The organism is Xenorhabdus ehlersii (assembly GCF_003610465.1).
Taxonomy (GTDB): domain Bacteria; phylum Pseudomonadota; class Gammaproteobacteria; order Enterobacterales; family Enterobacteriaceae; genus Xenorhabdus; species Xenorhabdus ehlersii.
Genome location: NZ_RAQI01000001.1, coordinates 669,734 through 695,116, shown reverse-complemented (window position 1 = coordinate 695,116; position 25,383 = coordinate 669,734). Strand labels below are relative to the sequence as shown.

Sequence of the window (25,383 nt, the reverse complement as noted above, 5' to 3'; positions counted from 1 at the left end):
CCCACTTTAATCAGATACATGAATCTTAATCAAAGTATGGTGCAAAATGAAGCAAAATGGACAGTTACAAGTCGTAATGTGATCTACACATAAGCATATATTCTCATTTGCTTTATGGTTGCATCTCAGCCCAAAGCAACCAACCGAAGGGATGGCTGATTAACTTCGGGGAGATGTGAGATGGATATAGATAAATACGACAGGGCGTTATAGATGTGCTGCCATCTTCTTTGATAAGTATCATCATCGTTTTTTACCTCATTCAGCATATTCAACTGATCTGTTTTATATAACCCGCTATTCCGGCGAGACCACCAATACCCAAAACCTATATAAAACTCTATCCAGCACCCGTTTATTGGATGCTTTGCAGAATTTTGTATTCAGTTTAATGTTCGTTCTATTTGCTCTGGTACAATTGCGGAGCAATTGCATCAAGCCCTCTTGCTCTTCGGCTTCTCAATTGAATACTGACTTGCCCATGCCTTGTGCAGTAACTCATTGATTTCATCGCTAACCGTCAGATTGGCGAACCCAACACCAAACTGAGGACCTCGATAATATCAATCGCTTACCGCATCAAAGGGGCGGATTTCAAATCCTGCCCGTGCTTTCATCCCAAAGTGTGAAAAAGCACTTTGGCTCAATGTCTGACCGCTGAGTAACTGAATTCCCGTTCTACCGGTAGGATTAACATACCTTGCTCGCCTGACTTGCCAAATGACTGAACGCAACGTGCCTCAAAGTCCTTGTAGTCCACACAGCCGTTAGCCAGTACGGTGACCACTTTCAGTTGTTTTTTGACCAGTTTCAGGGTTTCTGGCTTAAGATACTGGTGAATCTTTTCTCCATTGCCTTTGGTAGCTTCTTTTGCTTCAGCATAAACCGAATCAGGCAGCACAACCTGATATACCCACTTGGATGTGATCATCCCAAACAGTGACGGAGTACCGCCGACATGGCCGTTGTAGGGCAACCCTGACTACGGCTGAGTGCCTGATAAAAGGGTTGCTGAAACTGCTTTTCCCATGTAGCGGGTTTATCAAGAAGAAAGATGGCATTGATGCGCTGGTCAGTGAATGTGGGTTGATGACTTCGAATTAGTTCATCAATTTTCAAATCGCACCAAACCGCAAAATCATCAGATAACCATCTAGCAAAAGAGACGGCCAACTTTGGATGAATCCATGTCCCGGCATTAAAACCACCTCTTTTCGTAATACCGCTCACTTAAGCGTGAGCGGTTCTCTTTTGATAAGGGTAACGTGATGTTTGCAGAGTATTTGCCGTGGGACGGATGGGCGTTTTCGCTTCGGCGGTAAGATCAGTCTCTTGCCATTCTCCCTGAGCGCTTTTAATTTTTGTGGGATCGTACCGGGGCTACGTCCCGAACACCATAAAAACTCATCCTGTATCAGCCGTAACGCATTGATAAAGCTTATCCGAAGCGGTTCAACACGATAGACTTTTGCCATCCGGCTCATTTCCAGCCGAACCACGTTATAGGCAATCAAGATGCCCCATAATTCCTGATAAATACCGGCCCGTGTCTGGCTCCTCAGGATGGCGGTGTTATTGAGTAGCCTTTGTTTCAGTTCACCATAACCGGTTTCAATTTCCCAACGTTCCCAGTACACACCCAGGATAGCGTTGAGCGGATAGGTTACCGGGCATTCCATTGAAGTGATAAACCCTTTAATTTCACCTTTCGGATCCGGAATTAAGATAAGACGTGCCCGCCAGGTTTTTCCAAGGTGAGGATGGGCTTGTTGGGCCTGGGGAGAAACCGGCATCTCGATCAATTTATCATAAGGGCTGTATTCCTCAACAATGTCATAACGCATCTTGCTTTTTATCGGCGTCAGCCAATGGGTATTTTTGCCGGCTCCCCGTCACGATTGAAATAATTCCGCAGAGAGAAAACCCCGGTCAAACAACGTCAGCGTATTTTCGGGCGCAGAACCAACCAATTGTTGGGCGTAGCTCATTTCACTTTGGGTGATGGGGCCAAACGCCACATCAGAGATAAGGTGTGTTCGTGCGGACATCAGCGTCAGCGCTAACACGGAAGGAAAGGTGGCTTTACCGGAGGCATAACCCAATTGTTGGTTATCGCCTGTTTCAGGCACCTTAAACTGGGTGCCATCCACACATAAAATTTTCAGGCCACACACAGAATACGTTGTGTCCTCTTTTTCCCATTCGGTGGCGGTGGTATGAAAAAGAAGCCGCAAGGGTTCAACACCAATGCGGTGTCTGGCTTTTGAGATACGGCTTGACGCTAATGATGGCAGTTCCCCCTTGGCGTCAGGAAAAGCCAGGTCTAATTTGTCACACACATCATTGATAGAACGGTTTCTCATGAGCCCAATGCCCAGCACTAGCCACACGGCTTGTTCGGCGGGAAATCGACGTTTTCGCACCGTGGCTCGGCCGGTTTCTCTAACCACTTTAGTCACCCATGCCATCGGAATGTTTTGGCTAAAGGCATCCAGAGATTCGGGGTAATTAAATTCCGCAGTAGCTTGGAGTTCACGAGAAAATTCAGACATAAAAATCGGCCTCAAACAATCAGTTGAGGCCGATTATGACTTATCTTGATTTGCTTAAGCGAGCGGTATTACCTCTTTTCGTCACTATCAGACCAAAGTCCGATTTTCGGACATTGCCCATATTTAGGGCGTTCGCGAGGGATTTTATGTAACTTTTGGTACTAGGAAGCTCTTTCCATTTGGCGGGCTTTTTCCCGTATTTGGAAGCTATATCCGTTGCATTAATCCAGCCTTCTTCATTAAAAAATACAGGATGACCTTCATATTCAAAATGAATAATGTTACTCACGATGCTTATCCTTACTTAGGTAATGAACCTTTGCCGCATAGGAAATCAGCCCATCGAGTAGCATCAGTTTTAGCTGATCCCTCAAAGGCTCATTCCTAAATAAAGGCTCGATGTTTAGATTGGCGCTGCGGTGCGCAGTGAAAACAGAAATGCCACCATCCCGTGTGCGTTGGGTACGCGATGGGAACGGGTGGCAGCATGGGTTATCAATATTCCTTTAACCACTCAGGGAATGGGCAAAGAAATATTGACTTTAGTTTCAGAGGGTAACTAATTGTTAAGCATTATTCGCTTGTTGTTGGGTGAAAATAGGTTTAATGGGTTAATTGGTCTTTGTTGTTGTCAGTGAAATGGGGTGAGTAAAATGAAAAAGTTCATTCTTCTTTGCCTGTTAGCAGGTACGACTCTTTTAACCTCAACGCAAATCTATGCTATGACTTGCTCGATGTTTCCTCCGGCCAGCTCAGCCTGGGGTAGCTGCTTAGCTCAATGCATAAAGGTGCACCCGGGGGTATGGAATTACGTATTGTGTTTATAATTATATTGAGTAGGACGGTAACACTTTTGCCGTCCTCTCATCACTCACCGACACTGCGTCCTAACCTACTCCTGCCACCCCAGTATCATTTGATCTGGGGGGCAACCAATCAAAATGTCGTTGGTTGAGCCACTGCACGAACCCAGCACATAATCCCTTTTTGTAGATCAGTGCGGCCTTCGTTCAGCCAACGCATGTCAATTTGGTGATTGCCCGTTTGTGTATTTGTGATGACAAGATAGTCATAAAGCGTACCCAGATCCTCCCCAAGCGCCTTAATCTTGTTCATGCAATCAATTTCATCTTGGGTTAATTCACGGTAGCCAGTGATTTTACGGTGTTGGTTTTCCATTGTTTCCTCTGCATTCAGCCTTAACATATTCCTGCAAATATATCAGTTTTTCCCGGTCGTTGATGATGCCTTCTCGGATATAGTGTCTGAGGCCGCGTCATTGCTGGTCTCGTCATGTGCGCCTCTATGTGCGGCTTTATGTGCGGGTGAATTGTCTATTTTTTCAGCATAATCACTATAGTTTGTGATGGTGATCACTCTGCCTTTTCGCTTCTCTCCTTCGATGGAAATCATCCCTTCCTTAACAAAAAATGCCAGCATCCGTTCTACTGCATCACGACTGGTTGGCTTCCCGTTGCGGTCACACAGAGATAGCCCCAGATCAGCCGCTGTTACGACTAATTGCCCGGGTTGTAAGTGCCATATCTTCCCTTTGAAATTAGCGGTATAAGGTTGTCTGGCTGCATCCATAAGCAAATTTTCCCACAGCGTTCTGAGAAAAACGTCTTTAGCCCACGGTTTATTTCTGATGCTCCGGTACAACGGGATAAAACCAGATTTCTGGTTCTCCACCCTGTTGCTCCTGATTTTTTTAGCCGTATTGAAATCAAAAACCTCCGCTGTATTCATACGACCTCCCTATCATTGATTTTTGATGATTTGTGATACATAATTACCTCGTGAAATGTTGTTTTTTGGGAGCCGTTAAATTCCCCGTTCAAGTTGCATTTCAGAAGCCTCGTTGGTTGCGCCCTTCGAGGTTTTTATTTATTTTGCCTTTCCGCTCCGGCGCCTGAATTAACCTCTCAGCGCGTTCACTCTCAATGCCTAAAAATTTCATTAACCTGTTTAATATTTGTTTAGTTAAACAAATAGATAATCAGCTATCCTGAGATAGATGATGGATATAATTTGAATATGGAAATATCGATATGCAGATTTAGATTTGCGTACCGGCGATATCGGTGTGCAAATTGATAAGAACTGCCCCGATAATTTCGGGTTAGTCATGATTTAGCCTACCAAAGGCTTGATAGGGACTCTCCACACGGGCGCAGGGCAAACGGGTCTAAATTGCTCAATATGATTAGCGGAGTATATTCAGTACAGAGAAATAGGAATAATCGCCGTTTGTGATTTATCATTAGCACCTCATCAATGATAATCCTAGAAACTGCCATGCAAGCCACAACCCTCAGCAATGCTTTTGGACACCTCACTGATCCGCGTGTTAACCGGACTAAACAATATTCACTCATCGACATTTTGACTATCTCGATCTGTGCCGTAATCTGCGGTTGTGAAGGTTTCAATGCGATTGAAGAATACGGTAAATCTAAAGAAGATTGGTTCCGGCAATTTCTGGCTCTTCCTAATGGCATTCCCAGTCATGATACCTTTAACGATGTGATAAACCGGCTTGATCCCCAAGAATTTGGACTCGCATTTACCCAATGGGTGAAGAGCTTAGCCACATTCTCTGATGACATTATCGCCTTGGATGGCAAAACATTGCGGGGTACGCTTGACAAAGCGAATGGTGCACCGGCGCTTCATCTGGTTAGCGCCTGGTCAGTTGAGAATCAACTTTGCTTTGGTCAGGTGAAAGTCTCAGATAAATCGAACGAAATTACCACAATCCCCAACTTGCTGGCCTTGTTGGATATTGAAGGTTCCACTGTCACGATTGATGCAATGGGCTGTCAGTACAAAATTGCTGATCAGATTGTCGGGGAGCAGGCTGATTATGTTCTGGCATTAAAAGGCAATCAGGGTGAATTTCATGACGATATCAAATACTTTTTAGATACTCAGCTAGCAAAAAGTTTTAGGGGGATCCCCCACGCTCAAACCCGGAGTACAGGAGGCGATCACGGTCGTATCGAACAGCGTCAGTTGTGGCTGGTTAACGATATTCACTGGTTACGGGAACGACATCCTCAGTGGCACACACTGGGTGGCATCGCGGTGGTGGAGTCTTGGCGTGAAGAGCAGGGAAAACCCGAGAGTTACGCCCGACGTTATTATATTACCAGTCATCGTGATAAATCGGCGGACTTTATTGCGGGAGCGATACGTAGCCATTGGCATATTGAAAATAAATTGCACTGGCAGCTGGATGTGAGTTTTGGTGAAGACAGCCAGCGTCTGAGAAGCGGTCATGCTGCTGAAAATATCGCTTTAGTAAATAAAATAGCCCTTAACCTGCTGAAAAATGAGAAAACCGTAAAGGTAGGAGTGAAAACTAAGCGTCAGAAAGCAGGATGGGATAATAGTTACATGCTGAAAGTCCTCACGGTGGGTTTTACGTCAGTATAATTTAGACCCGTTTGCCCTGAGCAATATAGCCAATGCTATTGAACCTTAGGTTCAAGTAGACTAATATCACCTCAAGGAATATTTATCAATGAGCTAAATATTGAATCTTTTGGTGAGGGGGACGGTATGCCGTTACATCTTGAAAGTATAGATAAAGTTGCTGCTGATTTCAGTCACCTTAATGAGTCTGAGCGCAATCGTGCTCTGTATGATGTTCTTAATCCATTGGCTAACGAGATAGTAAAGGACGTTGACGAACTGATTCTACCTCCGGGATATCGACTAATTCGGGTTGATAACAGGTTAACATTAGGTAGAACTCATTTTGAATTGGCTTTGCTATGCGATATCACTAATGAAGTGGTTTATTATAATAAAGTGATAATAACCAATGACGTAGAGCTAAATTGTAGACCCGTATCACAAGTATTGATTTGGCGCACGAAAAAACCTACGCACAACGCTGCGCTAATTGGCTTAGCTTCAAAAATATTCTTCCATTACCTGATTAAAAGCTATGACGTTGTAGCTTCTGATGTAAATCAAACAACTGAGGGTATGTCATTCTGGCAAGCTAGAATGTATGAAGCATTACAATATAGATTGTATGTCTACGGCTACGACGTAATGAGTGGTGAGGTTAGACAAATATCTAATGAAGATGAAGTAGGCTACTGTCAGTCTTGGTTATGGGGTAATGCAGAACATTACATGAATAGGCTAGCCATAATATCGAGAATAGCTCTCCCGAATAACTAACTAACCCGCTTCGGCGGGTTTTTCATTTCTAAGGCCGCTTAACTGCAGTTTTTTTACGTCCAAAAATGAGGTGCCTATGTTTGGAGTGCCAGACCTGCCCAAAATGCCCGATATACCGAACTGGAAGGGGATCCCCAGCGCCGCACTGGACGCAGGGATTAGCCTAGTACTACAGTCGTACGCTCCATTGTGGCATGATAGCTCATGATATATTCTTCCTGAAGATAGGGGGAGGTGTTCAATGCACTCACCTGTCAACCTTTGGGAACAAGAACTGCTCTCATTACACACGCGTCTGACACCGTTATTTCACCATGCCAGTCCACAGCAACGCAGCCTCGCCTATCTCAGGGGATTACTCAGTGATGTTGAGCGTAAAAATAGCTGGCAACTGGCGGAATGGTTGGGTGAACACTCGCCTGATGGCATTCAATATTTTCTGGAACGCGCCCGTTGGGATGCCGAAGCGGCTCGCGATATTTTACGCGACTATGTGACTGACCATCTCGGTGATGAGCAAGGCATCCTCATCATCGATGAAACCGGTTTTATCAAAAAAGGGACCCATTCTGCTGGCGTCCAACGCCAATATAGCGGTACTGCCGGACGGATAGAAAACAGTCAGATAGGCGTCTTTCTCTGTTATGCCGGTCAGGGCGGCCATGCCTTTATTGACCGGGCCTTATATCTGCCTGAACAATGGACAGATAACCGGCCCCGCTGTAAAGCCGCTGGCATTCCTGACTCGGTCACCTTTGCCACCAAACCCCAACTTGCCCAACAGATGTTGGAACGCGCATTAGATGCCGGCGTCTCTTGTCGTTGGGTGACCGCCGATACGGTGTATGGTCAAGATCGTCGTCTGCGGTGCTGGTTAGAATCCCGATATCAACCGTTTGTACTGGCGATCCCCAAAAATGAACGTGTGTGGAGGCAAGGGCCCAGATATACCAGCGCCGACAAGGTTGTGGACAGTCTGCCATCTTCGTTTTGGGAAAAACATTCCGCGGGATTGGGGACAAAGGGAGAACGTTGGTACGACTGGGTCCGGGTGCCGCTTTGGCGTTTACAACTCAGTGAGGAAGAGCGGGATTATGGTCATTATCTGCTGGTTCGGCGCAGCCGGGATGAGAAACAAGAGCGGGCTTATTATATCGTCTATGCCCGCAGAGAACAGGCTGACCTGAAAACCCTGATTCAGGTGGCAGGGCATCGCTGGGAAATTGAAAGTGGTTTTGAGGAAACGAAGGGGGAATGTGGCCTGGATCATTATGAAGTGCGGCAATGGCACAGTTGGTATCGGCACATTACCTTATCGCTATTAGCTCATGCGGTGCTGGCGGTCTTGCGGATACGGGAGAAAAAAAACACCGGCAGGATTGGTAGCCCTGAGTATCCCGGAACTGCGTAAGCTGTTGTCAAAATTGATGGAAAAAACGGGAGAGGCAGTCGAACAGATTTTACATTGGTCAGACTGGCGGCGGCGACACCAATACTATGCACAACAATGTCATTACCGTCGTCGGAATAACCCTATGGTGACAGAGCAATTACGGCTGTAGTACTAGGCGGTGCTGCATTGATAAATACGCTGTTCGGCAACCATTGGGGAATATTCAACCAATACGGAATTCCCCTTCTGCTTGCTGATAACGTGATATCACTGCAATACCAGAACCAGTATTGGGTTGTGAGTGCGCCGATAGCAAACGGTTCATTTGCTACGTACAACAAAGTTAGCGAAACAGGCTGAATGTTGCGTGTCAGCGTAACGGAAGGAAAACGACTTTGGGAAGGCTGAGATAGCGGTTGTTTTACGGGAGTCGCGCATCCCGTCAGTATGACCGCCATTAAGCCGATTAACGCGTTTATTTTCATGCTAGATAGGTTCCTGCTCAGTCGTAAAATAATCCTGACTATGCAAGGAACCCGGTGATGTATTCAATGAACAACTCAACTGTGTTTGCTGAAAATAAAGGTGTCGTAACAGAGAATAACGGATAAACCCTGAACCGGTATTATCGTATTGAATGTCATAGATAATAGCAGAGTATTATCCAGCAAACGATTTGCGTGCTTTTCGCTCAATCAAATTACCCTGGCGGTCAAAATAACGGCTGGGCCAGATTTCAGACGGCGCCAGCTCCAAACGGGTAGCGATGATAAACTCCCCTTTGGGCCATGGGCGGGATAAGGTATTTGCCAGTGTAGAAGAACTGAGTCCCGATTCACGGGATAAAGCGGCGAGTGTCGTACCACGCTTGCGTAATGCACAAATAATTTCGGCTGGGTGCCAGTCTTGTTGAGTGTGAGTCATACCTGCTTCCCCTTCTGTTGATTATTGATGGTGGTGGTTCAGACAGGGATTCTCAGGTACCGGAGATCAACCAATCCGGCGAGGCCGAAGCCTCCCCCGCCTGAACCGCCATAGAAGGTGCGATAGCAGGCACACTGGTAGAAATATCCTACCAGTGGGTTGATCTTACGAGGCCTGAGATTCCTCACTATCGGATTTTGCCGATAGCTTTTTTACTTTAACTGATTGAGTTATCGAATTCAATAATCGAATATGTAAGTTTAACAAGTAAATAAAATTATAGGATGATGTCTTCAGTTCAGATTTAAAGAATAAAAAAACCTGCCTATTTGCGCATCCTCTAAACAAGAGACTCAGCGTGGCAGGTGTACTTGAGCAAGATTATATCCATCAAGCCGTCATCAGAAAAGTGTATAATAAGGCAAAATTGAGTCACATGATGCTGAAAAGGCAAGATTATGAAACCAATAACTGATAATGACCACTTAAGCAGAATTAAGATAACAGGCTACAAATCTATCGCAAAATGTGATTTACAAATGGGAAGCCTGAATATCCTTATTGGGGCCAATGGTGCCGGAAAATCCAATTTCATCAGTTTCTTTCGTTTGTCCTCCGTCCTGCTCGATCAGCGCTTACAATCTCTTGTTGGTAAAATGGGGGGACCCGATACCCTCTTACACTTTGGTCGCAAAAAAAAACGAGTTTATGGGGGCCGAACTTTCTTTTGGTCACAATGGTTATAAATTTGAACTGGAACCGACTAATGATAACCGCATGATGTTTCGCCATGAATCACTCTTTTGTGACAGTAAAAGAGAATATGATATTGGTGCCGGACATTTTGAATCACAGGTTAATCATATGAACCTTGAAAATGACACCTTACCGACCCCGCTTCGTTGGCGGGTATATCATTTTCATGACACGAGTGACAGTGCAAAAGTTAAACAAACCCACCGTATTAATGACAATGATTATCTGCGGGAAGATGGGGCTAATTTAGCGGCATTTCTGTATCGCCTGCAAAAAAATCACCAACAACATTACACACGCATTATCAAAGCCATCCAGATGGTCGCGCCGTTTTTTGGTGATTTTTATTTACGATCCACACCGGATAATGCCGACTACATTCAACTCGAATGGACAGAAAAAGATCAGGATATTCCTTTTAAAGCCAGTGAACTTTCTGATGGTACTTTGCGCTTTATTTTACTAACGACTGTGCTACTGCAACCCGAAGATTACATGCCCGATTCTATTATTATTGATGAACCTGAACTCGGACTCCATCCCTATGCCATCAATGTATTGGCCGGTTTGATTAAAAATGCCAGCAATAAACATCAACTGATTATTTCCACTCAGTCGGTCGAGCTGGTTAACCAGTTTGATGCTGATGACCTGATTGTGGTCGACAAACAACAAGGCGCCTCCACCTTTAAGCGCCTGGATAATGAAGCCCTGTCAGAATGGCTTGAAGACTATAGCCTGGGTGAATTATGGAAGAAAAACTTACTTGGCGGGAGGCCACAACGATGATCCGTATCAACGTTTTTGTTGAAGGGCAAACGGAAGAAACTTTCGTGCGGGATGTGCTGGCACCTTATTTTTTTGCACAACATATCTATCTGACACCCATATTAGCCCAGACGAGTTCCAGCCAGAAAGGGGGGATCACGAGTTACGGCAAAGTAAAACACCAAATTACCCGCTTATGCCGACAAGATCCCGGTGCATTCGTCACCACACTTATCGACTACTATGGTCTGCCAACTGATTTCCCTGATTATAACGAACAACGGGATAATGCGGCTAACGAACGGGTCGTGAAGCTGGAGCAGGCTTTCGCTAATGATATCGGACAGGCTAATTTTATTCCCAATCTGTTATTGCATGAATTTGAAGCGTTACTATTTTGCCAACCCGAAAAATTTGCAGACTGGCTTGATGACCATGCACCAATTGCTGCACTACAGGCCATCAAAGATGAATTTGATACACCTGAAGATATCAATAACAGCCCGCAACCCTATTCGGGATATCGCTATTAAACGATATTGCGAACGCAAATACCCGCAAAAGATCGCTCGTGAATTATCAAGGCTGACTGGCTGTGATGTTCAGTGGGCTAGGAAACGTACTGTATGGTCAGAGGAGCTACTAGAAGAGGAAATGTATTACGCTATCAAGCGAGAAATTGGAAAAGAAAACTGCAAAACATATCACTAAATATAAATATTTTCTAAATTAACTTGATTTTGAGAAATTTAGATGTATATTTTGTGTTATGCTCGGGTAGTAAAACCGAAAGCAGTTAAAGCCTCACTAACCCAGTGGGGCTTTTTGCTATCCACCCGTCGTAAATCCAACTCCTGCAAAAAATGCAGTAGTTCAAAATCCCGCAAGAATCTGGAATATTCAGAGGAATATTTCAATGGCGTGGCTTTTTTGTATTTTAGCCAAAGTAAACGACCCCTAAACGGGGTCGTTGGGTTATGGAATGAGTTGTTCTGGAGTACAGTTGTATAGCGCCGCCAGTTTTTCTCGTGTGCGCTTCTGTGGTCGATCTGATGCCTCCCACTGAGACACGGTTGATTGAGCTGTGTTGAGCTTTTCAGCTACATCGTACTGAGACAGCCCACGATAGATGCGCCAAGCTGCCAGAATAGAAACATCCTGGTCAACCATGATAGATACGACGCCGTTAGGCACGGTCACATCATCGTATTTTGACGGGGTGTATGGCACATCCTCCCAATCTCCCTTTGTGCTGAGAAGTTTTTCGTATTCAGCGACTGGCAGGACAACATATTGTGGTTTTCCTGTCTCATCGTTTATGTATTGCATTTTCATGTATTCATCCGGGTGGCTAAGAGTCGCGGTGAATTTAATAATGAGGAAATGGCGGGTTACCCCGCCTAGTATGTTGTTGATGTTCTCCGTTTGACTGCCGTTATCGAGCAGATAACCGGTTCGCCGTCAGTGATTTCGAAGATTATCCTGTATTCGCCAACCCATAGTCTGTACTGATTATCAAGGTCATGAAGCTTCCTAATATCCAGTGTCACTGCCGGGAAGGTTTCAAGTTGGTTAACCTTCTCACTGATAGCTTTCCGGTATCTGGTATCGATTGAAAGCAACTGTTTTCGTGCTTTCCTCGTCCATTGAACCGTAACCATCATTTCCTCATTTGTTAAAGAGCATATCCGTTTGGGATGATTAGATAATACGGTTTAAATCGTATTATGTCAACATAAATACGATTAAAATACGATGTTGTTTTCAGGGCTGCGCATAACCACTACAGTTGTATAGCGGCCTGCTATGTCAGCCGCTAATAGTAAGGTTATTCTGTTTTGGATTAGGTTTAGGTTGCGGTCGAGGTTTTGGCGGACTGTGTCCACCAAGAGTGGGTTTTATGTCAGGGGTTACGCATGAAAATATTTAGTGGATAATTCCTTCATTTTTAGAGGGGCGCAGATGAAAGAATGAGTGGAGGTCTTTTCTGATTTTCCAGATCCAAGTTGTCAGGGAAAGGTTAAACACCGTTTTATTGATATCTTAGTGATCGCGGTATGCGCTGTCATTGCCGGGGCTAACGCCTGGACCGATATTGAACAGTACGGCCAGCTAAAAAAGGATTGGCTGGGTTCATTTCTTCTGCTCAAAGGCGGTATTCCGTCACTGTTTTAGTTTATTAAATCCCGGCCTCTTTGAACGTCATTTTTATCAGTGGATTTCTCGTGACGTCTCTTCAGAAAAGCGAGCGATCATTGCGATTGATGGTAAAAGTTTACGCCATTCGTTTGATAAGAAAATTGAACAAAGCCCACTACATGTGGTGAGTGCATTCTCGGTTGAGAAAGGACTCAGTTTATGTCAGTGTGCAGTAGACGGAAAATCAAACGAAATTAAGGCCATCCCCGCATTATTATCGATGCTTTCATTGAAAGGACATCTCGTGATGATTGATGCGATGGGCTGCCAACGCACGATTGCTCAGCAATTACGTGAGAGTGAAGCCGATTATATTTTGTTGCTTAAAGGCAATCAGGGAAAAACTTTTTCGGAAGCTGTTAATTATTTTCAACAGCAACAGATAACCCAAAAACCTTACCTTAAACCTGACTATGATGAATTCGATGATAGTCATGGACGTACCGTCAGACGACGTGGATGGGTTCTGCCGCTGACATCAGAAACAAAATACCTAAGTGCTTGGCCAAATATTCAGGTCCTTCTGGTAACGGAAACGATACGGCAAGAACACTACTCTGACACGGTGACCTCTGATTTTCGTTATTATTTAAGTAGTTGTCATGATTCTCCCACCTTTCAACTAGGTGCCATAAGAAAACATTGGGCTATAGAGAATAGTTTACATTGGGTACTGGATGTCACTTTTCGAGAAGATGACTCACGGATGAGAGAGCGGATCGCCACAAGAGTATTTGCCCAATTACGTAAAATGGCACTCAATATCATTAAACGAGATACCAACAGTAAACTGAGTTTAAGTGCCCGAAGGAAATCAGCCGGGTGGGATAATGGCTATATGGAAGCGCTGCTATTTAATCAATTTTAGCCTACCAAAATTTCATGCGTAACCCCTGTGGGCCATATCGACATCCCAATCAGCGCGTTCCAGCAAATATTGAATCCCATCGGGGTACTTTCCCCCATCCATTCAGCCAGTTGACAGCTATTCTTACGTTCAACATCACTGAGCAATCCCCGAAGATAGGCGAGGCTGCGTTGTCGTGGGCCGGTAGAGTGAAATAAGGGAGCCAGACGGGCATGTAATGTCAGCAGTTCTTGTTCCCAGATTTTGGCAGGGGATGGCATGTGACACCGCCTTTTATTTAAGGAAGAAGAGCCCCATCCTGTCGTGCTGCTACACGTTCAGCTGCAGCTTTGTCCCTACTTGCTGCTATATCTCTTCCATTCTCCTGAAAGATCTGATCCCACTGGTGTTCGGTATAGTTATAACGGTACCTGCAGTCACAGCACCACCCACCGCAGCGGCTGTTGCAGCACTGGCTCCAGCGGCAGTAGCAGCACCTGCAGAATAGCCAGCAGCAGCAACAGTTACTCCTGCTCCTGCTGTGACGACAGCAACGGCGATAGCGATAGCAGCAGAAACAGCAGGATTTAAATGCTGGTCCTGATAATTCCAACTTTCATAAGCATCCTGCACTTCATTCCAATGCACATCCTGACGCTGATTTAATCCTTTTAACCAGGCTGTTTCAGGGGTATCGCCAAGAGCTGCTAATGCAGCTTGTAAAGACTGGCCTTTCTGTGTTTTGATGTCAGCATTGATTCCATTTGCGGCATCAATCGTTAATTTTCCGCCAATATGAACAGAAGGCAGTACCCATGTTTCTGCACTATAGCCACTATTCCCATTCTGAATAAAAAACCCTTTAGATTGGCTAATAGTTTGTTCAAAAGCGCTATCTTTAACGGCTTTAAAGTTTACCTTGCCGTGAGTACTCGTCAGAGTTGCATTGTTATTTGTTTCAATCTTACTGGCTTCATAAGTACTATCATCGTGGGTTATGACTACAATTTATTGATAGTGATGAATGTTCAGATAATATCCTATAACTCTGTCATGCATTTCTATGGATTTTGAAAAAGATAATGTTTTTCGCGTCAGTCTTGCCAAATGCTGACGAAGGTTCAGATTATGCCTCTCTATACGTTGGGTATAACGCTTACTGACCACATGCAGTTTCCCTGCCAATGCTTTTTCATAACTTTTCCAGCCATCTGTCATATAAATAACGATATTGAAAGGTGCCAGCAAGGCCATCAGGCGCATTAATATTTTCTTTGTCCTTGAACCAAAAACATGTGCGATCACTTTTCGTCTTGTCCTGTCGTAGGCGTAAAAGAGCCAGCGCGGCGGTTTCTTTGACTTCACGTACGACCATTGTTCATCCATTTCACAGCAGATAATTACTTCGGTGCCGGGTGCAATGGCTTCTGTTACCGATTTGGGTTTGAGCTTTTTAAGTGGCGAAGCACGGTATTTAGGCCAATCCCCATCACCCGCGCTGTCGCCCGACATCCCAGGCCATTCATGGCCATATCGACGATTTGCTTATGGGTTCCGGGGCGACATGCGGCATAAGTGAACTCAAGTTGCCAGGAATGACGGCAGGATTGGCAAAGATAACGCTGATGACCAGAACGTGAGCGCCCATTGCGATGGATCCCTTTAAACGCACGACAAGCGGGGCAGGTTACATCAATCTTTGCCATTTGAATGTTCTCCAAATAGAAAGATTATACATGATCAATAAATTGATATCACAACCAGTAAAGCCCAATGAAACATCGTATCATGGATTTAAGCTCCAAAGTTACTGTTCAGGTATTCCTTATAGAAAATATCCAGTATCACGGTTAATACTGACGCACTTTTTTCTCCACATATTCCCTGATTTTTTCCGCTGATGCAGCAATTTGGGGATTATCAGCAACCTGTGCGGTTCCTATTCTCCACCACGATTCATAATCATGCGTCATAGTTTTTGGCAGTACTTTAATGTCGATCAACGTTGCACATCGTTGCTTCTGCGCATCCTGCAAAGCTGCAATTAATTGTTGTTCATCATATACTCGATAACTTTTGCAACCGTAGCTTTCCGCATTCTTGGCAAAATCCACCGGTATTAAGGCGCCATCCAATCTGCCGTTTTGCTGATTGCGATAACGATTTTCCGTGGCAAAACTTCCCATGCCTTGGCTCATCTGTAAGTTATTGATGCAACCAAATCCTGCATTATCAAACAGCAGCACAGTAATCTTAATATTTTCCTGAATAGCCGTTTGTAATTCACTGTGCAACATCAAATATGAGCCATCACCGACCATTGCGTAAACCGGCTGTTCAGGACACGCGAGTTTTGCCCCCAATGATGCAGCAATTTCATATCCCATACAGGAATAGCCATATTCAAGGTGATAAGTATCAGGCACTTTCGGTTGCCAAACGCGCTGTAAATCTCCCGGCAGAGAACCCGCAGCCCCCACAATAATAGCGTTGGGTTCCAAATACTGATCCATCAAGCCAAGCACACGGGTTTGAGTCAGATTGGTTTGCAACGTTTCGCTGTACTCTTCCAATTTTTCATCCAAATGCCCCGCAATCTCCGGCTTAAATCCAGTCTGATATTGAATGGAAAATAATCGTTCCAATTCCCGTTGCCAATCTGCCTTCGCCTGAACAATTTCTTGCTGCCACTCTGAACGCCATGCTGTTTTTGACAATTCCTGTGTGATGGCATTAAGCCCTTCCCTGGCATCTGCCAGTACACCTACGGCATCCAGTTTGCAGGCGTCAAACTCAGCTACATTGATGGTAAGGAATTCCACTTCCGGGTGTTGGAACAGTGACTTTGAGGCCGTCGTAAAATCGGTAAAACGGGTGCCAACACCAATAATCAAATCGGCTTCCTTAGCAAGCTGGTTCGCCGCCAAACAACCTGTCGTACCAATGCCGCCACAATTCAGTGGATGGGCAGCCACAACTGTACTTTTTCCCGCCTGAGTTTCAGTAAATGGGATATGGAAGGTTTCAGCAAAATGGCGGAAAGCCTCATGAGCTTCGGAGTAACGTACACCACCACCGCAAATCAACAACGGTTTTCTCTTGCGCTGAATCAATGTAATTGCCTCTTGAATACGCACCTGAGAAGCTGGACGGCGTTCAATCTGGTGAACCCGTTTCTGGAAGAAGTAATCTGGGTAATCCCATATTTCTCCCTGAACATCTTGCGGAAGGCAGATCGTGACAGCACCAGTATCTGCCGGATCTGTTAATACTCGCATGGCGTGGAGCATGGCTGTCATCAATTGCTCCGGCCGCGAAATGCGATCCCAATAACGGGATACCGGACGGAAGCAATCATTGGTGCTAATGGTACCATCGCCATATTGTTCAATCTGCTGTAAAACGGGATCAGGCTGGCGGCAAGCAAAGGTATCTCCCGGCAATAATAGTAATGGAATACGGTTCGCCGTTGCCGTTGCGGCAGCCGTCACCATATTGGCTGCTCCAGGCCCAACAGAAGAAGTTACGGCAAAAATCTGCCGACGTTTTTTCTGTTTGGCAAATCCCGTCGCAATATGTGCCATCCCCTGTTCATTACAGCCTTGATAAACGCGAAGATGCCCAGTCCCCTGCTCCAATGCCTGCCCTAATCCCACCACATTACCGTGACCAAATATTGTGAATACACCTCGAATAAAAGGGGATTTTTCCCCATCAACATTGATATATTGCTGGTTAAGGAATTTGACCAAGGCTTGAGCCATCGTCATTTTCTTGGTCTTTATTGCTCTGTTTTTCATGACATAGCTACTCCATCGTTGGCATCACAAAATGGCTGTCGTGATGTTCTAAACGCACACTGGCGGGCCAACGGCTGGTGACGGTTTTCATGCGGGTATAGAAGCGCACCCCATCATTACCATGTACATTCAGTGGCCCAAAAATGGAACGCTTCCAGCCACCGAAGCTATGAAATGCCATCGGTACTGGGATGGGAATATTCACACCGACCATACCCGCTTGAACGTCTTCACTGAATTGGCGCGCCGTTTCACCATCACAGGTAAAAATTGCCGCTCCGTTGCCATATTCATGCTGGTTAATCAAGTTCAATGCAGTGTCATAATCCGGTACGCGGACAATGGCAAGCACAGGGCCAAAAATCTCTTCCTTATAAATTTTCATATCTGGCATGACATAATCAAACAAGGTAGGCCCCACGAAATAGCCATTTTCATGGCCTGCCACCTGATACTCTCGCCCATCAACCAGCAATTTTGCTCCCTGCTCTATTCCACTGCAAATATAGTCACAGATTTTTGCCCTGTGCTGCGCAGAAATCACTGGCCCCATATCGTTTTCTTTCCCATTGGGGATACTCATTTCTCGGTTAATACCAGGACCAACCGACATTTGGGCTATTTGCTGCCGGAGTTTTTCTACCAATATATCTGCAATTTCATCCCCAACCGCCACGACAACCGACAATGCCATACAGCGTTCTCCTGCCGCACCGAATGCCGCCCCCATGATGGCATTTACAGCCATGTCCATATCCGCATCTGGCATCAAGACACTATGGTTCTTTGCTCCTCCCAATGCCTGACAGCGTTTTCCGTGCGCTGAGGCAGTGGTATAGACATACTCTGCTATCGGGGTTGAACCGACAAAACTCACCGCCTGAATGCGAGGATCGGTCAGTAGCACATCAACAGCTTCTTTATCCCCTTGCACAACATTAAACACGCCATCCGGCAAACCGGCTTGTTGCAATAATTTCGCCAGTTCAATCGAAAGAGAGGGATCTTTTTCAGAAGGTTTCAGGACAAAGGTATTTCCCGTCGCCAATGCGATAGGAAACATCCACATTGGCACCATAGCAGGAAAGTTAAATGGCGTGATACCAGCACAGGCACCCAATGGTTGCATCAGAGAGTGACTGTCAACTCCCGCTCCTACATTGGCAGAGTGTTCCCCTTTTTGCAGATGAGGGATACCACAAGCAAACTCGACCACTTCGAGGCCACGAGTTAATTCCCCCACAGCATCGGAATAAATTTTTCCATGCTCCTCAGAAATCAGCCTCGCCAGTCTGCCCTGGTTTTCTTCAAGCAATGATTTGAATTTGAACAAAATCCGGGCACGTTTCAATGGAGAAGTTTTTGACCATTCCTTAAAGGCCAGATGGGCAGATTCAATGGCATGTTCAGCCTCATGAGCTGTGCTCAAGGCAACCGTTCGAATCTCCTGTCCTGTGGCTGGATTGAAAATGAGTGAAATGTGATCACTTTGGCTATCAACGAGTTGCCCGCCAATAAAGTTTTTAATCTGTTCCATTCTGAGCCTCTCTAAATTCAATTAAGGTTGAACTGGCAAGTTGCTATTGAACTATAAGCGTTTAATCACAATGTTACAGATATATGAAATATATATTTCATTTTCAATTGAATTTGAAATACTCTTTAATTAATGTGATCAACACGCTATTTTTATGCATATGGGGGCCTGATGTCTGCTGCGTCTAATCTGAATGAACTTCAAGAACAAGTACGATCCCGTTATGGTGAGTTAAGTAAACGGTTACAACAAGTTGCAAGATATGTACTGGATAATACTAATAGTGTCGCATTTGATACTGTTGCCATTATTGCCAAAGAAGCCAATGTTCCACCTTCCACTTTGATCCGCTTCGCCAATGCCTTTAATTTCAGTGGGTTCAATGAAATGAAACAACTGTTTCGCATGAATTTGGTGGAAGAAACCGCCAGCTATACCGATCGGGCACGGCTGTTTAAAGAGCTGGATAGTGATCATCAGAGACCGGAAGATCCTCAGCATATTTTGCAGGAGTTTGCCCATTCCAATGCTCAAGCCATGCAGCAACTCGCAGCTCGCACCCCCGCAGAGGATTTGGATAAGGCAGTGAGTTTACTGGCGAATGCCCACAATATTTACATTATCGGCCTGCGCCGCTCTTTCAGTGTTGCCTCATATTTTGCCTATGCCCTCAGTCATCTGGAATGCCGTCCTCTGCTCATCAGTGGCTTAGGTGGTATGTTCCACGAGCAGATGAGTATGATTAGCCCTCAAGATGTCGTGGTATCTATCAGTTTTACGCCGTATGCCGAAGAAACGGTGATGGTCAGTGAAAAAGCTGCACACGCTGGTGCAAAACAAATTGTCATTACTGATAGCCAAATTAGCCCGCTCGCCAGTTTTAGCGATATTTGCTTTGTGGTGAAAGAAGCCCAGGTTGATGCGTTCCGTTCTCAATCTGCCACTTTGTGTTTGGTGCAATCCTTAACGGTAGCGCTGGCATATCGGCAGGGATAATAAAGGATTCAGATCACACAGTTTCCATAAAACCCGAAATAAGTGTAAGCGTGATCATATGATATTAAGGCATATTGATCACGCCTATCATGATCAACCCAGCTATTAAATAACAGCCACTAAAATTTTAGTTCTTAATATTTTATGGTTATTGATTTACTTAAAATAATCTTTAATCGCTTTCAATCTATAGGTATCCTTTCCAAACAAATAGCTAATAATGGCACAATTGCATCAATGAATAAGTTTATTATAAATCAATACACTGACATCCCCCCTCCTTTGCCAGACAAAATAATCAAATTATTAGAATGTAGAATGTCATGAAACAATGATATTTAATATCAATAAATGGCTTCCTACAATAGTGATTAATTTCATTATTGGAATGGATTTAACTATCTGTTTTTTCATCTAACAAAAATACAAAATGAGTCTGCTTCAAAAGCAGATCTCAGGCTGTATTGAATATAATTTAGAATCATAACGGAGTATTCACATGGATAAGATTCTGGCATCTCCATTTATTCATTTCTTTTGGAAATCATGGATTCTCGAGCCTCACTCACCTAAATACAATATCGTTATAGAACAGAGTATTAAGGGGAATTTAGATGAAAGTAGATTAAAATGGACTCTGCAAGAATTTATTAATCTTTATCCTTTATTCAAATATCGGATTGAAGAAGAAAATGATGAGTTATATTGGATATTTGGCTCAGATAATATTGAGTTTACATACCTTTCTAATAATGAAGAACAATTGAATCAGTTTGCTCTGCGGCCATTTGACCTCAGAAAAGGGCCAGTCGTTCGATTTGGTTTAATCAAAGAGGCAGAACAGCAATTTCACTTATTCATTGTACTGCACCATATCATCGGTGATGGACAGGGTATAGAAGAATTTTTCCACAATATCTCTGATCTGTACAACCAACGTCCTGTGCGCCATTCCCCCATGACACTGCAACAAGCGTCAGAGAAATTTGAACAAGATCGTCAGCTTTTACAATTATTGGGCAAATATAACCCCGAACAATACTGGAAAAAGTGCCTGTCAGGAATGACTACCAGTAATCCATTACCCTATTTGCCTCAACAAGCGATAAGTGAGCCTGAATTACCTAATGAATTTCGTTTCAACTTGCCATTGGAAGATTGGAAGAATCTCACAAAATCTTTATCCCCTTGTAAGCCGTTCCTTGTGTTTAAAACGTTATGGGCAACGCTCGTAGCCCAATATACTGCAACTGATAGCGTTCACCTTATCTATCCCGTTGCTGTCGCTGGCGGGGCATCTGTTTCGCTTGGTGCACAAATCAATGCGGTCGTTTTTCCCCTGCGTTTTAATGAGATGGATAGTTTTAATTCTCTCTATCAGGCCACGTTAAACTATAGTACATCATTGAAAGCTCAACCTGATCTGCGTTTTTCAAGTTTGCCTATATTCCAAGCTGTGCCCACCAATCTTATCAATAAGCTCAATGTCGGTATCAATCAGGCCAGTTTTAAGGATCTTAATCTGGAATTAGACGGATGTGAGGTCCATTACGGTAGTCGTTTCAATAACGATTTAGCCGTTACAGAGTGGATACTGGAATATCATCTGGAAGAGGAGCATTGGGCTTTTCGTATCCGCTATCATCCCAACCTTTTCCAAGCAAAACAAATCAAAGCGTTAGGTGAACAATTCCAGCAATTGTTGGTTAATGCCCTGTCTTATCCCGAAACACCAATATCACAGTTTCCTTTGCTAACACCTGATCAGGCACAGACATTACTGGAATATGGTAGTCCACAACAACTAGGCAACACAAGATCAGAACGACACTCCTCTCTGGTGATCGATTTGATACGGAAACATTATCAACAGGCAATCGGGCAATCACAATTCGCTGAAGCATCAGGCATCCAAGCCTATGTGTTGAATGAACGATTACAGATGGTGCCAATGGGGTTAAAGGGCGAACTTTATCTCTCTGGGCCAGAATTAGGCAATAAATATTTGGAGCAATCAACATTGGCAGAAAAACAGCTTATTGCCAATCCGTTTGTTCAATATACCAAGGATAAATGGCTCTATCGCACTGGCGAACGAGTACGCTGGTTGCCAAATGGAGAGTTGGAATATCTGGGGACAGAGAACTACGATTTTCTGAAAGAGGCGAGTTAAGTTAACAATTAGGTAAAACAACGGCGTGACCATTATGTTAATCAGGCATATGAATCACGCCAAATTATTACTACTGTTTATTTACCACCACTTATTCAAAATCCTTAAAAGTCGGACCTTGGAAATAAACAGCTTTAATGTGACAACTACGGGGTTGAGTGATAACAAACCGGATGGTTTCCCATACTGAACGGCCATTAAGCAATTGCTCCCCCATTTTTTTCTGGTTATCCAGAATTTCATCAAAGCCATTAAGTTCAAAGTCAGGTGGATAAAGCCCGGTCACGCGAATATTTTCTTTGCTTAAGTGATGGGCTAAGTTCTGACTAAAGCCATTCATGGCATGTTTGGCAGCGAAAAATGCCGGATGAGCGACAGATTCGGTAAATTGGGGAATACCACAAACCGATACCATAGCAACAATATCGGCACCTTGTGACTGGCGCAGGCTCGGCAATAGCGCCTTGGTCAGCAGGATAGAACCTGTTATACCTGAATTCACCGTACTGACAATGTCAGCGTCATTATCACCTTCCCCCAAATGCCCTTCCAGCCATTGAGCCGCACTTAAGATCAAAATATCGATGGGTTGATTGTCTTGCAGCAACTGAGTAGCACAATCGCTAACGGATTGAATATTACTCATATCGCATTGATAACCTCTGGCGATGCCACCTTCACGGCGAATAATCTCACACGTTGCTTCTGCACTGGTTAATTGGCGGGCACAGAGATCAACATATGCACCTTCTCGTGCCAGCCAAACAGAAACCGCTTGTCCAAAATCACGTCCTCCACCTGTTACTACCACTCGTTTACCTTGCAAGGCATTCGATCTGTTAACGTCATTAAACATCATGTTGGCTTTCCTTATATCAGTTATCAAAGCTGGATGAGGAACCGTCACTCTGTCAGTCAGATTTATTGATAATTTACTGTTTAGAAAGCCAATCTTACTTGAGAGTTTCCACCATAGTTCTATTATTTTGTGCTCATTGCTCTTATTGCAGAAGATCACATTCAAGAAAGAAAAAAATAAATAAAGCGCCAACCAGCACCTATTTGGCCCAGCCAGCCCTGCCTATCCGTCATATTCTACTTCACGACTAACTCTAGAAAGCACTCTGAAAATCGAGAATGTTTACATCTGCTAAACTTTAGGCAACAGATAACGTCAATCGTGTGCTCTGGATTACTGTCATTCTTAACACCGTAAAATCACAACCATGACCTGTGAAGGGGGTTATATGAAAGCACTTGTTTATCATGGAGCCGGAAAAAAAACGCTGGGAAGAAAAGGCATCACCCCGACTCATTGAACCAACAGATGCTATCGTCCGCATCGTCAAAACCACCATCTGTGGTACAGATCTGCATATCCTCAAGGGCGATGTTCCTACTGTCGAGCAAGGCCGAATATTGGGCCATGAAGGTATTGGGATCGTTGAATCAATTGGGGAATCGGTCCGCAATATCAAAGTCGGTGATAAGGTAATTATTTCCTGTATCACCGTCTGCGGTAGTTGCAACTATTGTAAACGCCAGCTTTATGCGCACTGCAAAGATGGTGGCTGGATCTTGGGGCATAAAATTGATGGTACACAAGCAGAAAAAGTGCGTATTCCCCACGCTGATAATAGCCTGCATCGCCTGCCAGAAAGTGTCGATGAAGAATCCGCATTAATGCTCAGCGATATCCTGCCAACCGGCCTTGAAATTGGTGTTATCAATGGCAAGGTCCAACCGGGCCAGATTATCGCCCTCATTGGTGCGGGACCCGTCGGGCTATCAGCATTACTGGCATCACAATTTTACTCCCCGGCACATATCATCATGATCGATACTGATGATAACCGCCTTAGCGTCGCCCGGCAGTTTGGTGCTGACACGGTTATCAACCCGGCAAGACAAAACGTCGTAGAAACTATCAATAAACTGACTGACGGTATTGGTGTAGACGCCGCCATTGAGTGTGTGGGTATCCCCGCGACCTTCAAAACATGTCAGGACATCATTGCAGCAGGTGGGTCCATTGCCAATGTTGGTGTCCACGGCAAATCCGTTGACCTGCATCTGGAAAGCCTCTGGATCAAAAACATTACCATTACCACTGGACTGGTAAACACAAGCAGTACTCCCATGCTGCTGAAAAGCGTTCAATCCGGCAAAATTGCACCTAAGAAGCTGGTTACTCATCATTATCCATTGAGTGAAATAGAAACCGCTTATGAAATATTTGGTAATGCAGCGCAAGAGAAAGCACTGAAAATTGTCTTGTCAGCATAGTGGGTATAGCAGGAAGAGGGCAATCCGACAATTCTTCCTGCTAAACTATGAAATTGTCATTCGACTGATACAGAAAAGCCGCCGCAATACACTGCACCAATGCGCTTATGCAATTCATTATGGCGGCCTTTATACTGACTTGATTAGTTAACTAATTAATATATTAATAAACCTTCAATCTACAGTTCGCGTTCTTCATCCAAATCTGCTTGAGAGAGGTTTCCGATAGCAATAAATTCATCCAATAACCCTAAAAGTTGGGACAATTTTTCTGGAGAAAAAGCGTTCTCAATCGCCTTATATCCCTCAGCAATCTGCCCTTTTGCTTGCTCATAGAGTTCCTGGCCAGCCGGAGTCAAAGAAACATACAGCTTACGCTGATCATTCATAGGCTTCAGGCGGAAGATAAGCCCATCACGCTCCATACGTGTCAAAATGCCTGTCAGGCTTGGACGCAAGATACAAGTAAGACAAGCTAAGTCATGAAAATCAATAGAACGACTACTCGCAAGTACACGAATAATACGCCATTGCTGTTCAGTTAAATTATAGCTCTTCAAAATAGGCCGAAAAAAACCCATAGCGGTTTCTCTCGCTTGAAGCAATGCAATTGTCAAGGATTCATGCATAAGTAAAAGTGACTCTTTAGTTAATCGCTAGTCATTCTCTATAAGTTTAACGCCCATGCTGTTTATTATAGACAACATGAACACCAAAAAGCCTAACACGCTCAAAATCATCCACAAAGGGGAAAGACTTCAACATTAACAAATAAATAAAACTATCCCACCCACAAAAAGTTAAATAAAAGTTAAATCCAATCTCAAATGACCTTGATTGAAAATATAACAGGCTGATCTTTATGTAGTAAAAATGATCAACAATAAAGTGTTGTTACATAGATCACAATTAAAATTAACAATCCTCTTAACATATTGAAGATTGCCAATACATG

Annotated in this window: 24 protein-coding genes and 4 pseudogenes; 11 read left to right on the top strand and 17 right to left on the bottom strand. The window is 44.2% G+C overall.

Going from position 1 to position 25,383, the window contains the following annotated elements; genetic code table 11:
• Positions 1 to 643 precede the first annotated feature (643 nt).
• The 6 genes and pseudogenes from BDE27_RS03350 to BDE27_RS03320 all read right to left on the bottom strand — a co-directional run.
• Positions 644 to 931: a hypothetical protein gene (locus tag BDE27_RS03350; RefSeq protein ID WP_120211307.1), complete on the bottom strand. Its 288-nt coding sequence runs from the start codon at positions 929 to 931 to the stop codon at positions 644 to 646.
• Positions 928 to 1,230, bottom strand: coding sequence for a KilA-N domain-containing protein (locus tag BDE27_RS03345; RefSeq protein ID WP_120211306.1), 303 nt, complete (start codon positions 1,228 to 1,230; stop codon positions 928 to 930). Before BDE27_RS03345 ends, BDE27_RS03350 begins: the two co-directional genes overlap by 4 nt.
• Positions 1,227 to 2,552 (bottom strand): annotated as a pseudogene (locus tag BDE27_RS20260) (IS4 family transposase). Before BDE27_RS20260 ends, BDE27_RS03345 begins: the two are co-directional and overlap by 4 nt.
• Positions 2,553 to 2,592: 40 nt before the next feature.
• Complete coding sequence (locus BDE27_RS03335) at positions 2,593 to 2,841, bottom strand: KilA-N domain-containing protein (RefSeq protein ID WP_099134130.1); 249 nt, start codon at positions 2,839 to 2,841, stop codon at positions 2,593 to 2,595.
• Positions 2,842 to 3,488: 647 nt separating this feature from the next.
• A complete protein-coding gene (locus BDE27_RS03330) occupies positions 3,489 to 3,731 on the bottom strand; it encodes an Acb2/Tad1 domain-containing protein (protein ID WP_099134129.1) in 243 nt (80 codons plus the stop codon).
• 90 nt (positions 3,732 to 3,821) lie between these two features.
• A pseudogene (locus BDE27_RS03320) lies at positions 3,822 to 4,301 on the bottom strand (replication protein); the annotation flags it as partial.
• A 549-nt stretch (positions 4,302 to 4,850) separates the two neighbouring features.
• Here BDE27_RS03320 and BDE27_RS03315 point away from each other — a divergent pair.
• The 3 genes from BDE27_RS03315 to BDE27_RS03305 all read left to right on the top strand — a co-directional run bounded on the left by BDE27_RS03315 (position 4,851) and on the right by BDE27_RS03305 (position 8,160).
• Positions 4,851 to 5,990, top strand: a complete 1,140-nt coding sequence (locus BDE27_RS03315; protein WP_120211304.1) for an ISAs1 family transposase — start codon at positions 4,851 to 4,853, stop codon at positions 5,988 to 5,990.
• A gap of 126 nt (positions 5,991 to 6,116) precedes the next feature.
• Positions 6,117 to 6,749 carry a hypothetical protein gene (locus BDE27_RS03310; protein WP_099134146.1) on the top strand — a complete coding sequence of 211 codons (633 nt, stop codon included), beginning with the start codon at positions 6,117 to 6,119 and terminating at the stop codon, positions 6,747 to 6,749.
• A gap of 241 nt (positions 6,750 to 6,990) precedes the next feature.
• On the top strand, positions 6,991 to 8,160 hold the full coding sequence (locus BDE27_RS03305) for an IS701 family transposase (RefSeq protein ID WP_120211290.1): 1,170 nt from the start codon (positions 6,991 to 6,993) through the stop codon (positions 8,158 to 8,160).
• A gap of 122 nt (positions 8,161 to 8,282) precedes the next feature.
• On the opposite strand, the gene BDE27_RS19210 is transcribed toward BDE27_RS03305, so the two are convergent.
• Together BDE27_RS19210 and BDE27_RS03300 are read right to left on the bottom strand one after the other, a co-directional pair.
• The gene (locus BDE27_RS19210) at positions 8,283 to 8,627 is read right to left on the bottom strand and encodes a hypothetical protein (RefSeq protein ID WP_143707558.1); all 345 of its coding nucleotides are present in this window, start codon (positions 8,625 to 8,627) and stop codon (positions 8,283 to 8,285) included.
• Between the two features lie 175 nt (positions 8,628 to 8,802).
• Positions 8,803 to 9,066: a helix-turn-helix domain-containing protein gene (locus BDE27_RS03300; protein ID WP_120211303.1), complete on the bottom strand. Its 264-nt coding sequence runs from the start codon at positions 9,064 to 9,066 to the stop codon at positions 8,803 to 8,805.
• 458 nt (positions 9,067 to 9,524) lie between these two features.
• On the opposite strand from BDE27_RS03300, the gene BDE27_RS19770 reads away from it, so the two are divergent.
• The 3 genes and pseudogenes from BDE27_RS19770 to BDE27_RS03290 form a co-directional block, all read left to right on the top strand.
• Positions 9,525 to 9,812 carry an AAA family ATPase gene (locus BDE27_RS19770; RefSeq protein WP_244208673.1) on the top strand — a complete coding sequence of 96 codons (288 nt, stop codon included), beginning with the start codon at positions 9,525 to 9,527 and terminating at the stop codon, positions 9,810 to 9,812.
• A complete protein-coding gene (locus BDE27_RS03295) occupies positions 9,775 to 10,611 on the top strand; it encodes an AAA family ATPase (protein WP_244208672.1) in 837 nt (278 codons plus the stop codon). The genes BDE27_RS19770 and BDE27_RS03295 overlap by 38 nt, the downstream gene beginning before the upstream one ends.
• Positions 10,608 to 11,099 (top strand): annotated as a pseudogene (locus BDE27_RS03290) (DUF4276 family protein); the annotation flags it as partial. The gene BDE27_RS03295 and the pseudogene BDE27_RS03290, both read left to right, overlap by 4 nt.
• 466 nt (positions 11,100 to 11,565) lie before the next feature.
• Here the strand turns inward: BDE27_RS03290 and BDE27_RS03285 are convergent.
• Both BDE27_RS03285 and BDE27_RS03280 read right to left on the bottom strand, forming a co-directional pair.
• The gene (locus BDE27_RS03285; protein WP_099134075.1) at positions 11,566 to 11,925 is read right to left on the bottom strand and encodes a helix-turn-helix domain-containing protein; all 360 of its coding nucleotides are present in this window, start codon (positions 11,923 to 11,925) and stop codon (positions 11,566 to 11,568) included.
• Positions 11,926 to 11,990: 65 nt separating this feature from the next.
• Positions 11,991 to 12,251 carry a type II toxin-antitoxin system RelE family toxin gene (locus BDE27_RS03280; protein ID WP_099134076.1) on the bottom strand — a complete coding sequence of 87 codons (261 nt, stop codon included), beginning with the start codon at positions 12,249 to 12,251 and terminating at the stop codon, positions 11,991 to 11,993.
• A 313-nt stretch (positions 12,252 to 12,564) separates the two neighbouring features.
• Here BDE27_RS03280 and BDE27_RS19580 point away from each other — a divergent pair, with 313 nt between their 5' ends.
• Positions 12,565 to 12,765 carry a transposase family protein gene (locus BDE27_RS19580; RefSeq protein WP_208638551.1) on the top strand — a complete coding sequence of 67 codons (201 nt, stop codon included), beginning with the start codon at positions 12,565 to 12,567 and terminating at the stop codon, positions 12,763 to 12,765.
• Positions 12,713 to 13,657 carry an ISAs1 family transposase gene (locus tag BDE27_RS03275; RefSeq protein WP_208638563.1) on the top strand — a complete coding sequence of 315 codons (945 nt, stop codon included), beginning with the start codon at positions 12,713 to 12,715 and terminating at the stop codon, positions 13,655 to 13,657. Before BDE27_RS19580 ends, BDE27_RS03275 begins: the two co-directional genes overlap by 53 nt.
• Before the next feature lie 30 nt (positions 13,658 to 13,687).
• Here BDE27_RS03275 and BDE27_RS03270 read toward each other — a convergent pair.
• The 5 genes and pseudogenes from BDE27_RS03270 to BDE27_RS03250 all read right to left on the bottom strand — a co-directional run.
• Positions 13,688 to 13,917 (bottom strand): annotated as a pseudogene (locus BDE27_RS03270) (transposase); the annotation flags it as partial.
• Positions 13,918 to 14,002: 85 nt separating this feature from the next.
• Positions 14,003 to 14,284: a hypothetical protein gene (locus BDE27_RS20345; RefSeq protein ID WP_187652383.1), complete on the bottom strand. Its 282-nt coding sequence runs from the start codon at positions 14,282 to 14,284 to the stop codon at positions 14,003 to 14,005.
• A 360-nt stretch (positions 14,285 to 14,644) separates the two neighbouring features.
• Positions 14,645 to 15,342 (bottom strand): IS1 family transposase gene (locus BDE27_RS03260; RefSeq protein WP_244208671.1). Its coding sequence is split into 2 segments (ribosomal slippage): positions 14,645 to 15,093 and positions 15,093 to 15,342, totalling 699 coding nucleotides; the frame shifts between segments, so codons are not numbered across the junction.
• 144 nt (positions 15,343 to 15,486) lie between these two features.
• Positions 15,487 to 17,421 carry a 3D-(3,5/4)-trihydroxycyclohexane-1,2-dione acylhydrolase (decyclizing) gene (gene iolD, locus BDE27_RS03255; protein ID WP_208638562.1) on the bottom strand — a complete coding sequence of 645 codons (1,935 nt, stop codon included), beginning with the start codon at positions 17,419 to 17,421 and terminating at the stop codon, positions 15,487 to 15,489.
• Positions 17,422 to 17,443: 22 nt separating this feature from the next.
• Positions 17,444 to 18,973: a CoA-acylating methylmalonate-semialdehyde dehydrogenase gene (locus BDE27_RS03250; RefSeq protein WP_099133828.1), complete on the bottom strand. Its 1,530-nt coding sequence runs from the start codon at positions 18,971 to 18,973 to the stop codon at positions 17,444 to 17,446.
• 171 nt (positions 18,974 to 19,144) lie between these two features.
• Here BDE27_RS03250 and BDE27_RS03245 point away from each other — a divergent pair, with 171 nt between their 5' ends.
• On the top strand, positions 19,145 to 19,969 hold the full coding sequence (locus BDE27_RS03245; RefSeq protein WP_099133827.1) for a MurR/RpiR family transcriptional regulator: 825 nt from the start codon (positions 19,145 to 19,147) through the stop codon (positions 19,967 to 19,969).
• Positions 19,970 to 20,468: 499 nt separating this feature from the next.
• Positions 20,469 to 22,142: a condensation domain-containing protein gene (locus BDE27_RS03240; protein WP_099133826.1), complete on the top strand. Its 1,674-nt coding sequence runs from the start codon at positions 20,469 to 20,471 to the stop codon at positions 22,140 to 22,142.
• Between the two features lie 91 nt (positions 22,143 to 22,233).
• On the opposite strand, the gene BDE27_RS03235 is transcribed toward BDE27_RS03240, so the two are convergent.
• Positions 22,234 to 23,001, bottom strand: a complete 768-nt coding sequence (locus BDE27_RS03235; protein WP_244208670.1) for an SDR family oxidoreductase — start codon at positions 22,999 to 23,001, stop codon at positions 22,234 to 22,236.
• 407 nt (positions 23,002 to 23,408) lie between these two features.
• On the opposite strand from BDE27_RS03235, the gene BDE27_RS03230 reads away from it, so the two are divergent.
• Positions 23,409 to 24,428, top strand: a complete 1,020-nt coding sequence (locus BDE27_RS03230; RefSeq protein WP_120211302.1) for a zinc-dependent alcohol dehydrogenase family protein — start codon at positions 23,409 to 23,411, stop codon at positions 24,426 to 24,428.
• A gap of 179 nt (positions 24,429 to 24,607) precedes the next feature.
• Here BDE27_RS03230 and hpaR read toward each other — a convergent pair whose 3' ends face one another.
• Positions 24,608 to 25,057, bottom strand: coding sequence for a homoprotocatechuate degradation operon regulator HpaR (gene hpaR / locus BDE27_RS03225; RefSeq protein ID WP_099133824.1), 450 nt, complete (start codon positions 25,055 to 25,057; stop codon positions 24,608 to 24,610).
• Between the last annotated feature and the right edge of the window lie 326 nt (positions 25,058 to 25,383).

Bases quoted from the DNA above. Each gene is read 5' to 3' on its own strand.
- BDE27_RS03245 (WP_099133827.1), top strand. From the start codon at position 19,145: ATGTCTGCTGCGTCTAATCTGAATGAACTTCAAGAACAAGTACGATCC.
- BDE27_RS03315 (WP_120211304.1), top strand. From the start codon at position 4,851: ATGCAAGCCACAACCCTCAGCAATGCTTTTGGACACCTCACTGATCCG.
- hpaR (WP_099133824.1), bottom strand. From the start codon at position 25,057: ATGCATGAATCCTTGACAATTGCATTGCTTCAAGCGAGAGAAACCGCT.
- BDE27_RS03310 (WP_099134146.1), top strand. From the start codon at position 6,117: ATGCCGTTACATCTTGAAAGTATAGATAAAGTTGCTGCTGATTTCAGT.
- BDE27_RS19770 (WP_244208673.1), top strand. From the start codon at position 9,525: ATGAAACCAATAACTGATAATGACCACTTAAGCAGAATTAAGATAACA.
- BDE27_RS03280 (WP_099134076.1), bottom strand. From the start codon at position 12,251: ATGGTTACGGTTCAATGGACGAGGAAAGCACGAAAACAGTTGCTTTCA.
- BDE27_RS03330 (WP_099134129.1), bottom strand. From the start codon at position 3,731: ATGGAAAACCAACACCGTAAAATCACTGGCTACCGTGAATTAACCCAA.
- BDE27_RS03295 (WP_244208672.1), top strand. From the start codon at position 9,775: ATGGGGGCCGAACTTTCTTTTGGTCACAATGGTTATAAATTTGAACTG.
- BDE27_RS03250 (WP_099133828.1), bottom strand. From the start codon at position 18,973: ATGGAACAGATTAAAAACTTTATTGGCGGGCAACTCGTTGATAGCCAA.
- BDE27_RS03240 (WP_099133826.1), top strand. From the start codon at position 20,469: ATGGATAAGATTCTGGCATCTCCATTTATTCATTTCTTTTGGAAATCA.
- BDE27_RS03300 (WP_120211303.1), bottom strand. From the start codon at position 9,066: ATGACTCACACTCAACAAGACTGGCACCCAGCCGAAATTATTTGTGCA.
- BDE27_RS03235 (WP_244208670.1), bottom strand. From the start codon at position 23,001: ATGATGTTTAATGACGTTAACAGATCGAATGCCTTGCAAGGTAAACGA.
- BDE27_RS19210 (WP_143707558.1), bottom strand. From the start codon at position 8,627: ATGAAAATAAACGCGTTAATCGGCTTAATGGCGGTCATACTGACGGGA.
- BDE27_RS03305 (WP_120211290.1), top strand. From the start codon at position 6,991: ATGCACTCACCTGTCAACCTTTGGGAACAAGAACTGCTCTCATTACAC.
- BDE27_RS03350 (WP_120211307.1), bottom strand. From the start codon at position 931: ATGATCACATCCAAGTGGGTATATCAGGTTGTGCTGCCTGATTCGGTT.
- BDE27_RS03230 (WP_120211302.1), top strand. From the start codon at position 23,409: ATGGAGCCGGAAAAAAAACGCTGGGAAGAAAAGGCATCACCCCGACTC.
- BDE27_RS03285 (WP_099134075.1), bottom strand. From the start codon at position 11,925: ATGAAAATGCAATACATAAACGATGAGACAGGAAAACCACAATATGTT.